Raw genomic sequence first — 10906 nt, forward strand, 5'->3', positions numbered from 1 at the left:
CACCGCCCTTTCACGGCGGTAACACGGGTTCGAATCCCGTACGGGTCATCTTTTATGGAGGATTAGCTCAGCTGGGAGAGCACTTGCCTTACAAGCAAGGGGTCGGCGGTTCGATCCCGTCATCCTCCACCATATACATCATGTGGCTAGAGTAATTAAAGATTGCGCCGGCTTAGCTCAATTGGTAGAGCAACTGACTTGTAATCAGTAGGTTGCGGGTTCAAGTCCTGCAGCCGGCACCATCTGCGGAGGGGTAGCGAAGTGGCTAAACGCGGCGGACTGTAAATCCGCTCCCTTTGGGTTCGGCGGTTCGAATCCGTCCCCCTCCACCATTGTGATGTTTCATCAATGGGCTATAGCCAAGCGGTAAGGCAACGGACTTTGACTCCGTGATGCGCTGGTTCGAATCCAGCTAGCCCAGCCATGTATATGATGAGCCATTAGCTCAGCAACGAGCAAAACTTCTTCGAATATGTTACAAGTTGTCCCGACGCACTTGACATCTTGGGTGTGCTAGTAGAGGAAGGGACAGGTAAAGCAAAACTGAGTAAGTTTTTTTAACTTATAACGAGCCATTAGCTCAGCAGGTAGAGCATCTGACTTTTAATCAGAGGGTCGGAGGTTCGAGTCCTCCATGGCTCACTTTTTGCGGAAGTAGTTCAGTGGTAGAACACCACCTTGCCAAGGTGGGGGTCGCGGGTTCGAGTCCCGTCTTCCGCTCCATGGGGCCTTAGCTCAGCTGGGAGAGCGCCTGCTTTGCACGCAGGAGGTCATCGGTTCGATCCCGATAGGCTCCATATCGTTGAAACCTTAGGCAAGGCGATGCCTAAGGTTTTTTGTTATTATTCATAGAATAAATATTCAAAAAGTTGTCGAGTTGAGCCAACTATTTCTCCTCATGTACAATAAAATGCAGATGCAACGAGGGGAGGAGAACTAAGATGAACATTTCGATTATTGGTGTCCCGATGGACTTAGGACAAACGCGGCGCGGAGTAGATATGGGACCGAGCGCCATTCGCTATGCGGGTGTTGTTGAACGTTTAGAGCGTTTAAACCATGATATCGAAGATTTGGGAGATATTCAAATTGGTCGTGCGGAGCGCGAACAAGATGTGACTAATCCAAAATTACGAAACTTGAAAGCGGTTGCGGAAGCGAACGAAAAACTGGCTGCTACAGTTGATGAAGTCGTGACGCGAGGCCGTTTTCCGCTTGTGCTTGGCGGCGATCATAGCATTGCGATCGGAACGCTTGCGGGAGTGGCCAAACATTATAAAAATTTAGGTGTCATTTGGTATGATGCACATGGAGATTTAAACACAGAAGAAACATCGCCTTCTGGAAATATTCATGGCATGCCGCTTGCTGCAAGTTTAGGACTTGGTCATCCTGCTTTAACAATGATTGGTGGCTATAGCCCAAAAGTAAAACCAGAACATATTGTAATTATTGGTGCTCGTTCGCTAGATGAAGGGGAAAAACAATTAATTAAAGAAAAAGGAATTAAAATATATACGATGCATGAAGTCGACCGGCTCGGCATGACAAAAGTAATGGAAGAAACGATTGCTTATTTGAAGGAACGAACAGATGGTGTGCATCTTTCCTTAGATTTAGACGGACTTGATCCACATGACGCACCGGGTGTTGGAACGCCGGTAATTGGTGGACTTACGTATCGCGAAAGCCATTTAGCTATGGAAATGTTAGCTGAAGCACAGATCATTACTTCGGCAGAATTTGTTGAAGTCAATCCGATTTTAGATGAACGTAATAAAACAGCAGCAACTGCTGTCGCTTTGATGGGATCATTGTTTGGTGAGAAGCTTGTATGAGAGGGTGGCATGATGTCCCCTCTCTATTTTTTAAAAAATATTTACATACTCATTGCGATTTATGGAACTTTGCTTTATGTTATTCGTATAAAATAGTAGCCCCCGTGCGGAGGTAAATATTGAATGGACATGTTTATTAAGCAACGTATTAAAGCGATAAAAAAAGGAGATCAAAGTGCATTCGCTGATATTGTTGAAATGTACAAAGATAAAATTTATCAACTGTGCTATCGTATGTTAGGGAATCGTCACGAGGCAGAGGATGCTGCCCAAGAGGCGTTCATTCGGGCGTATGTTAATATTCATACATACGATCCGACGATGAAATTTTCATCTTGGCTCTATCGTATTGCGACCAATTTATCCATTGATCGTATTCGCAAAAAAAAGCCGGACGTTTATTTAGACGCAGAGGTATCAGGAACAGACGGGCTAACGATGTACTCTCAACTCGCAGATGAAGGTGCCTCTCCAGAAGATGCGCTTGAGAGTCTAGAATTGCAACAAACGGTTCAAGAAGCGATTTTAAAACTGCCCGAGAAATACCGTACGGTCATCGTTTTAAAATATATTGACGAGTTATCGCTACAAGAAATTAGTGACATTTTAAACTTGCCGATTGGTACAGTGAAAACGCGTATTCATCGTGGCCGCGAGGCATTGCGTAAACATTTAGGCCACTTATGATGAAAAGGAGTGAGACAAATGCCATGCTCTGAAAAAATTGTCCAATGGATGCACGATTACTTTGACGGAGACATTCAAAAAGAGGAAGAACAACAATTGCGCAGCCATATTCAACAATGCGAAGCATGCCGAGAGCATTTTTACGCGTTGAAAAAAACAGTGGCCTTTGTTGAGAACGTTTCACACATGACCCCTTCGGATGATTTTGTGAAAAAAGTGATGTATAATTTACCGCGTGAAAAACGTCGCGTGCGCTGGAAACGATGGTTCACTCATCATCCGTTTTTAACCGCTGCATCGTTGTTTATCTTGTTAAGTACAAGCAGCTTATGGGCAGTTTGGCAAGAAGATAACGAGTTTTCATTTTCGAAACAGGAACATTTAATCGTTCAAAACCACACTGTCATTGTCCCAGAAGGAAAAGTAGTGGAAGGAGATATTGTCGTGCGCAACGGCAATATTAAAATTGAAGGAGAAGTACATGGAAATGTAACCGTCATTAACGGTCATAAATATTTAGCTTCCGCTGGAGAAGTAACTGGACAAATTGAAGAAGTTAATGAAGTATTTGATTGGATTTGGTATAATGTAAAAAGAGTCGGTTACAATATCGCCAAAACATTAACGAAATAGCCATCCATATTGATGGCTTTTTTACATGTGAGAGCAATTAGAATGAGTGAAGGAAGTGTAAGAATGCCATTTGGAGAGCTCCCATCATTTGTGAATTACCTCATTAAATTTGTAGATGTTCTCGTTGTTTGGTTTGTTATTTATAAGTTGATTATGCTTGTGCGTGGAACGAAAGCGGTGCAACTACTTAAAGGAATTATTGTCATTATTCTTGTTCGAATCGTGAGCAGTTTTGTTGGATTAAGCACGTTGCAATGGCTGATGGATCAGGCCATTACATGGGGGTTTTTGGCTATTATTATCATTTTTCAGCCAGAGCTACGTCGTGCGCTGGAGCAACTAGGACGGGGAAAATTGTTTTCACGAAGCACGACGCCCGAAGAAGAAGAGCAAACGCACATCATTGATGCAATTACAAAGGCGACAGAATACATGGCAAAACGACGAATCGGGGCTCTTATTTCCATTGAACGAGAAACAGGAATGGGCGATTATATTGAAACCGGCATTCCACTACAAGCACATGTTTCATCAGAATTGTTAATTAACATTTTTATTCCAAACACGCCACTTCACGATGGCGCTGTCATTATTCAAAAGAATCAAATTGCCGCAGCGTCATGCTACTTGCCGTTATCAGAAAGTCCGTTTATTTCTAAAGAACTTGGCACGCGTCATCGGGCAGCGCTAGGCATTAGCGAAGTGACAGACAGCATTACCGTTGTTGTATCAGAGGAGACAGGAGCGATTTCTGTTACGAAAAACGGGGAGCTTTACCGTGATTTAAAATTAGATGTATTACGAGAATTGTTGACGAAAGAGCTCATTCAACCGAAAGCGACTTCTTCATCTCGTTGGCAGTGGAGGGCGAAAAAAAGTGGATAAATGGATGAATAGCCCATGGTTTATACGTATGTTTTCTTTGCTTTTAGCGCTTATGATTTACGTTTCAGTCAATATTGAAACACAATCTAATAGCACGTCGCGCAACGCAGTGGGGCAGACTGATGTGGAAACGGTGACAGATGTTCCAGTTGTGGCGTATTATGATCAAGAAAACCTTGTTGTTTCTGGTATTCCTCAATCCGTTAATGTGATGCTTGAGGGACCGAAAAGCATCGTCACGCCAACGAGGCTGCAACGAGACTTTGAAGTATATGTGGACTTGTCTAAACTGCCAATAGGTAAGCATATCGTCCCTTTAAAATATCGCAATATTTCCGAAAAATTACGGGTGACGATCGAACCAGCTACCATTACGGTAACGATTGATGAACGTGTGTCAAAAGACTTTTCGGTCGAAGTCGATTTTATTAATAAATCGCAAATGGCAGACGGTTATTCACCGGAGCAGCCAATTGTTAAGCCAAATATTGTGAAAGTGACAGGGGCAAAAACGTTAATTGACAAAGTGGCGCTTGTGAAAGCACGTGTCGACTTAAAAGGAGTCGAAGAAACGATTGAGCGAGAGTCGAAAGTGACGGTGTATGATAAAGAAGGAAATGTGTTACCTCTTGATGTCGAGCCGTCTATCGTTGACATTACTGTGCCAATTAAAAGCCCAAGCAAAACTGTCCCATTAAAAATTGATCGAAAAGGAACGCTACGAGAAGGATTAAGCATTAGTAAAATGGAAGTGATTCCGAGCGAAGTAACGATTTTTGGACAAAAAGCAAAAATTGACGACATCGAATTTATTAGCGGCATTGAAGTCGATTTAAGCAATATTACAAGCAATACAACTTTACAAGTCGATGTACCTGTACCAAAAGGGGTCAAAGCAGTGGACCCAGCGAAAGTTACAATTTTAATTGAAGTGGAACAAGAAAAAGAGAGAACGTTTTACAATGTTCCAATTGAAATCATCGGTCTAAACGATGCGTACAAAGCTGAATTTGTAGATCCTGTTGAACAAAGTATTACGCTAACGGCTTTAGGGGCTCAACGTGTATTGAACGCTATTCAACTAAAGGATATTGAAGTATACTTAAACGTTAGTGAATTAGGTATCGGTGAACATGATGTGCCTATTGAAGTAAACGGACCTCAAAACGTTCGCTGGAAACTACCGCAAAAAGAAGCAACGATTCGTATTACAAGAAATGAGTAATGACAAAAGGAGCGATAGTATGGGTAAGTATTTCGGGACAGACGGTGTTCGAGGAATTGCCAATAGCGAATTAACGCCAGAGCTAGCTTTTAAAATTGGGCGTTTTGGCGGTTACGTATTAACGAAAGATAAAGAACGTCCAAAAGTGTTAATCGGTCGCGACACACGCATTTCTGGTCATATGTTAGAAGGAGCGCTTGTTGCTGGATTGCTTTCTATCGGAGCAGAAGTGATGCGTCTAGGTGTCATTTCAACGTCGGGCGTAGCATATTTAACGAAAGTGCTAGGGGCGCAGGCGGGAGTGATGATCTCCGCCTCGCATAATCCTGTCCAAGACAACGGCATTAAATTTTTCGGGCCGGATGGTTTTAAACTGTCCGACGAACAAGAACAGGAAATTGAAGCGCTTCTTGATAGCGAAGAAGATACATTACCTCGTCCAACAGGAAAAGATTTAGGACAAGTAAATGACTATTTTGAAGGTGGACAAAAGTATTTACAATACTTAAAACAGACAGTGGACGAAGATTTTTCAGGCATTCACGTTGCCCTTGATTGCGCCCACGGTGCGACATCGTCGTTGGCGACGCATTTATTTGCCGATTTAGATGCCGATGTGTCTACGATGGGGGCATCGCCGAATGGATTAAACATTAACGAAGGGGTTGGCTCTACTCATCCAGAGGCGCTAGCAGCGTTTGTGAAGGAAAAGGGAGCCGATGTTGGCTTAGCATTTGATGGAGATGGCGACCGATTAATTGCAGTCGATGAAAATGGCCACATCGTTGATGGGGACCAAATTATGTACATTTGCGCGAAATATTTAAATGAACAAGGGCGCTTAAAACATCAAACGGTCGTCTCGACAGTGATGAGCAACCTCGGTTTTTATAAAGCGCTCGAGGCGCAAGGAATAAAAAGTGTGCAGACAGCTGTAGGGGACCGTTATGTCGTCGAAGAAATGAAAAAGAACGGTTACAATTTAGGTGGAGAACAATCTGGGCATATTATTTTCCTTGATTACAACACGACAGGCGATGGCTTGTTGACGGCATTACAGCTTGTTAACATTATGAAAGTGACGAAAAAGCCACTTTCAGAGCTGGCGGGAGAAATGAAAAAATATCCACAAAAACTCGTGAACGTGAAAGTAACGGATAAACATGAAGCCATTGCAAGCGAAGAAGTACAACGCATCATTCGTGAGGTAGAAGAAGAAATGGCTGGAAACGGTCGCATTCTCGTTCGCCCATCAGGGACGGAGCCGCTCGTTCGCGTGATGGCAGAAGCGCCGACAAATGAGCTTTGTGATCAATACGTAGAACGCATTGCAGCGGTCATTCGTGAGCGTTTTGGCGCACAATAATGGTTTCGGTAAACAATATGCATAAATGGAACGGATTATTCCATTTATGCATATTTTGTTTATACAGGGGTAAGCGATTCACATTGACGTTTGCCTCTTTGTTGTTGTAGAATGTTGTTGTTTGACATCTTACATGAAAGGAGGATAGAAGAAAACAATTGTATAAAAGCGCCTGGACTAAGCTTGGACGGAAAAAAGCTTAGTTGACGAGGAGGAGGTTTATCGAGTGTTCGGCGGATGCCTCCCGGCTGAAGCGATGACAGCCGCAAGTTCTTTCTTAAAACAAAGAGGCGACTCTTTGCACAAAGGAAAGAGCGTTCATCGCAAGCAAGTCAATTATTTAAGGGGCAAGAGCCCCTTCTTGCCCCTAACATGAGGGAGGATTTTTTTATGTGCGGAATCGTTGGTTATATTGGTGAACAACCATCAAAAGAAATTTTATTGTACGGATTAGAAAAGTTAGAGTATCGAGGATATGACTCTGCAGGGATTGCGTTATTAAATGAAAAAGGTGTACACGTATTTAAAGAAAAAGGACGGATTGCCGACTTGCGTGCCGTCGTTGCAGAAGATGTAGATGCACCGCTTGGTATCGGTCATACGCGTTGGGCGACACATGGCGTGCCAAACCGCGTGAATGCTCATCCACATCAAAGTGCATCTGGCCGCTTCACGCTTGTGCATAACGGTGTGATCGAAAACTACGAATTGTTAAAACGCGATTATTTAGCACATGTGACGTTTAAAAGTGATACAGATACAGAAGTTATTGTTCAGTTAATTGAAACGTTTGTAAACGACGGATTGTCGGTGGAAGAAGCGTTCCGTAAGACGCTTTCGTTATTGAAAGGCTCGTATGCGATCGCTTTAATTGATGCAGAAAATGATGGCATCATTTACGCGGCGAAAAACAAAAGCCCGCTTTTAGCTGGATTAGGTGAAGGATTTAACGTCGTCGCAAGCGATGCGCTCGCAATGCTGCAAGTAACAAACCGATACGTCGAGTTAATGGATAAAGAAATCGTCATTGTGACAAAAGAAAGTGTGACGATTAAAATGCTAAATGGTGAAGTAGTGGAGCGCGCGCCATATGTGGCGGAATTGGATGCAAGCGACATTGAAAAAGGAACGTATCCGTACTATATGTTAAAAGAGATTGATGAACAGCCGCTTGTCATTCGCCGTTTAATTGAAAAATATCGCAACGAACAAGGTGAACTGGCGATTGATGAAGACATTGTGCAGGCGATTAATGAAGCGGATCGCTTATATATCGTCGCATGCGGCACGAGCTATCATGCTGGTTTAGTCGGTAAGCAATTGATCGAAAACTGGGCGAAAATCCCTGTTGAAGTGCACATTGCAAGCGAATTTTCATACAACATGCCGCTTTTATCGGAAAAACCGCTCTTTATTTATATTTCACAAAGCGGGGAGACGGCAGATAGCCGCGCGGTGCTCGTGCGCACGAAAGAGCTTGGTTATAAATCATTAACCATTACGAACGTGCCGGGTTCGACATTGTCGCGCGAAGCAGATTATACGCTTCTTCTTCATGCTGGACCAGAAATCGCTGTTGCTTCAACGAAGGCATATACAGCACAAATTGCAGTGCTGGCGATGCTAGCTGCGGTGGCTGCAAAAGCAAAAGGTATCGCGCTAGATGTTGACGTAACAAAGGAACTCGGCATTGTTGCGAATGCGATGGAAACACTTTGTGATGCAAAACATGAAATGGAAAACATCGCACGCGAATATTTAGCGACAACACGCAACTGCTTCTTTATCGGTCGCGCAGTCGACTATTATGTCGTATTAGAAGGTGCGCTAAAGCTTAAAGAAATTTCTTACATTCAAGCAGAAGGTTTTGCAGGCGGGGAATTGAAGCACGGCACAATTGCGTTAATTGAAAAAGGTACACCAGTCATCGCACTTGCGACACAAGAACATGTGAATTTAAGCATTCGTGGGAACGTAAAAGAAGTTGTCGCGCGCGGTGCAAATCCGTGCATCATTTCCATGAAAGGATTAGACATGGAGGACGACCGTTTCGTCATTCCAGCTGTTCATCCAATGCTTGCGCCGCTTGCATCTGTCGTTCCATTGCAGCTCATTGCTTACTATGCAGCATTACATCGCGGTTGCGACGTCGACAAACCACGCAACTTAGCGAAGTCTGTAACGGTGGAATAAAGCTTAAAAACACACGTCATGGATTACGTTGTACGTAATCGGACGTGTGTTTTTTTATATGAATGTATGCTATGCCTTGTTGTTTCGTTTGTTTTTCTGATACAGTTGTACGATTTGTTCTTCCCGTTCGCTAATGATAACTTTTGGAACGGGGGTCGGTTTTTTGTTTTGATCGATGGCGACCATCGTTAAAAAGCATGTCGTTGTTAAGTGATGTTCGCCTGTAAATAAATCTTCTGTTTCGACTTTGACGAATACTTTCATGGATGTGCGTCCGGTCGAGTAGACGAATGCTTCGAGTTTTAAAATATCGTCTACTTTTGCAGAAGAAATAAAGTCAACTTTGTCGATAGAAACGGTAACGACTGCTTTTCGTGCATGGCGCATGGCGGATATTGCCGCAAGTTCTAAAAATGTTCTGATCACTTTTACAGTAAAGAAGAACTGGGATGGTTTGAACTCCCTATTTTTCCTATGCACATCGATCTTAAATGATAAAGTACAATCTTCGATTAAAAAATTAAATTTTTACTTTATATAAAATTAATGTAAAAAAATGTTGACAGTTTTTTTTTTTTTTTAATATTAAGTCAAATCAACCATTCAATTCACTTGGCGACTGACAAGCGTTTAATGTACTAATCTTGAGGGAGGTTGTTATTATTATGTTAAAGAAGAATTTGTTCACATCTCCACTTGCCGCCATTCTAGCTACTTTTGTATTAGGAGGGACTACTGCGGCTGAAACAATAGGAGATTCAACATCTTGGAGTTACTCTAATTACAACAATGGTTCGTACGTACCGAGAACAGGTAGTCTCAAATCGTATTTCGGATACGACGGCTTCTACTACATTAGAACAGAAAGTAAGTTTACTTTAGACTCATATAACGTGAGTCAAATCAAGGAATATAACAACGGTGGAGATAACCCTGGAACAAGTTGTGACAATTCTGCAGCATATTTTACTGTCGATATGACAGCTGTTCCTGATAATTCACTTGATTTAGAGATTAGTGCCTATGTTTCTACTACAAATTTACCCGATCCAAAATTCGATTTTGAGACAGACGGTGGAGTAGATAACCAAGAATCAGAAGTAGTTGCATTAGGAACAGTAGCTCCCCAACAGTATTTCTTTACAACAAACTGGGAAGATTTTAGAGATGGGGATAGTGGGGACAGTGGAGAAATACAATTAAACTTTGCTATGAGTAAAAAAGGTTTTATTGACTACAACAACTGCATAAATGGCGGTGGCTATCGTGCGATTACTTACGGGGACAACCTTGGAAGACCATGATTAAAATTAATGTAATAGTAAATAATTTTAAAAAAGAAATTTTATAGGTATAATTTTAAGGAGGTCATTAAGATGGCTTGGAGCAAAAAAGTTTTGTTAGCAGTAACTGGACTAAGTTGTGCGTTGGTCTTTACTTTTAATGTGGTTCAAATTGGAAATGCAACTTCTAACGAGAATAAAGAATCAGATCTAAATTTTAGTAAACAAAATTTAATAGAACAGTATAAAAGTATTGAGAAAACAGAATTAGGTATAAAAAAATACAAGAGACTTATTACCGAAAAAAATAATGAAATTAAAAACAAAAAAGTTGAAGATATTAATACCACTATCACATTTTCTCGCCCATTAGAACTTAAGGAATTAAAGGAATTTGTAAAGAAACATAGTATCAATCCTCAACAATTTGTAGCACGTGCTGTGAAAGGCGATGAGCGTATAACACTCGCTTTTAAACCACACGTGGATGAAAAACATGTTAATATGGTGAAAAAACAACTTAAAGAGGAATATAATGCGGAGTTTGTTGGTTTTATTGATATGTACGGTTTTGTGGATCATGAATATTTAACCGCAATTGAAAATGACGAAGTTACTTTCCTTGCTGATACAACAGGAGATAAATATTTCTTGAAGTACGAAAAAGATAATGGTTTTGCTCATGCACTTTCTTGGTTATTAGAAGATGTTAAGAAAGAAAAAGAAGAAAAAATAAATAATTAACTGTAGATGAGTATTTTTCATTACATTAATTTCCATCCCTAAAAGACAAACA

At 41.6% G+C, this 10906-nt stretch carries 9 protein-coding genes, 7 tRNA genes and 1 pseudogene; 16 read left to right on the forward strand and 1 reads right to left on the reverse strand.

Going from position 1 to position 10906, the window contains the following annotated elements:
* The first annotated feature begins 56 nt into the window (after nt 1-56).
* The 14 genes from V7Z64_RS08585 (at nt 57) to glmS (ending at nt 8827) form a co-directional block, all read left to right on the forward strand.
* Nucleotides 57-132 (forward strand) — tRNA-Val (locus V7Z64_RS08585).
* Nucleotides 133-166: 34 nt separating this feature from the next.
* Nucleotides 167-242: transfer RNA gene (locus tag V7Z64_RS08590), tRNA-Thr, on the forward strand.
* A gap of 5 nt (nt 243-247) precedes the next feature.
* Nucleotides 248-332 (forward strand) — tRNA-Tyr (locus tag V7Z64_RS08595).
* 17 nt (nt 333-349) lie between these two features.
* Nucleotides 350-424, forward strand: a tRNA-Gln gene (locus tag V7Z64_RS08600).
* A 145-nt stretch (nt 425-569) separates the two neighbouring features.
* Nucleotides 570-642: transfer RNA gene (locus V7Z64_RS08605), tRNA-Lys, on the forward strand.
* A 6-nt stretch (nt 643-648) separates the two neighbouring features.
* Nucleotides 649-723 (forward strand) — tRNA-Gly (locus V7Z64_RS08610).
* 1 nt (nt 724) lies between these two features.
* Nucleotides 725-797: transfer RNA gene (locus V7Z64_RS08615), tRNA-Ala, on the forward strand.
* 144 nt (nt 798-941) lie between these two features.
* Nucleotides 942-1838 (forward strand): arginase, encoded by an 897-nt coding sequence (gene rocF / locus V7Z64_RS08620; protein WP_004577755.1) that lies wholly within the window; start codon nt 942-944, stop codon nt 1836-1838.
* A 123-nt stretch (nt 1839-1961) separates the two neighbouring features.
* Nucleotides 1962-2525, forward strand: a complete 564-nt coding sequence (gene sigW / locus V7Z64_RS08625; RefSeq protein ID WP_004577756.1) for an RNA polymerase sigma factor SigW — start codon at nt 1962-1964, stop codon at nt 2523-2525.
* Nucleotides 2526-2543: 18 nt separating this feature from the next.
* On the forward strand, nt 2544-3158 hold the full coding sequence (locus V7Z64_RS08630) for an anti-sigma factor family protein (RefSeq protein WP_297992289.1): 615 nt from the start codon (nt 2544-2546) through the stop codon (nt 3156-3158).
* 63 nt (nt 3159-3221) lie between these two features.
* Nucleotides 3222-4043 carry a diadenylate cyclase CdaA gene (gene cdaA, locus V7Z64_RS08635; protein ID WP_297992291.1) on the forward strand — a complete coding sequence of 274 codons (822 nt, stop codon included), beginning with the start codon at nt 3222-3224 and terminating at the stop codon, nt 4041-4043.
* Nucleotides 4036-5268 (forward strand): CdaR family protein, encoded by a 1233-nt coding sequence (locus tag V7Z64_RS08640; protein ID WP_297992293.1) that lies wholly within the window; start codon nt 4036-4038, stop codon nt 5266-5268. The genes cdaA and V7Z64_RS08640 overlap by 8 nt, the downstream gene beginning before the upstream one ends.
* 19 nt (nt 5269-5287) lie before the next feature.
* Nucleotides 5288-6634: a phosphoglucosamine mutase gene (gene glmM, locus V7Z64_RS08645; RefSeq protein ID WP_297992296.1), complete on the forward strand. Its 1347-nt coding sequence runs from the start codon at nt 5288-5290 to the stop codon at nt 6632-6634.
* 390 nt (nt 6635-7024) lie between these two features.
* A complete protein-coding gene (glmS, locus tag V7Z64_RS08650) occupies nt 7025-8827 on the forward strand; it encodes a glutamine--fructose-6-phosphate transaminase (isomerizing) (protein ID WP_297992300.1) in 1803 nt (600 codons plus the stop codon).
* A gap of 69 nt (nt 8828-8896) precedes the next feature.
* Here glmS and V7Z64_RS08655 read toward each other — a convergent pair.
* Nucleotides 8897-9235: pseudogene (locus V7Z64_RS08655) on the reverse strand (acyl-CoA thioesterase); the annotation flags it as partial.
* A 257-nt stretch (nt 9236-9492) separates the two neighbouring features.
* Between V7Z64_RS08655 and V7Z64_RS08660 the strand changes: the two are divergent.
* A complete protein-coding gene (locus V7Z64_RS08660) occupies nt 9493-10131 on the forward strand; it encodes a hypothetical protein (protein ID WP_297992303.1) in 639 nt (212 codons plus the stop codon).
* A 72-nt stretch (nt 10132-10203) separates the two neighbouring features.
* Complete coding sequence (locus V7Z64_RS08665) at nt 10204-10854, forward strand: hypothetical protein (protein WP_297992305.1); 651 nt, start codon at nt 10204-10206, stop codon at nt 10852-10854.
* Nucleotides 10855-10906: the final 52 nt, after the last annotated feature.

This window comes from Anoxybacillus sp. (assembly GCF_036834105.1).
Taxonomy (GTDB): Bacteria; Bacillota; Bacilli; order Bacillales; family Anoxybacillaceae; genus Anoxybacillus.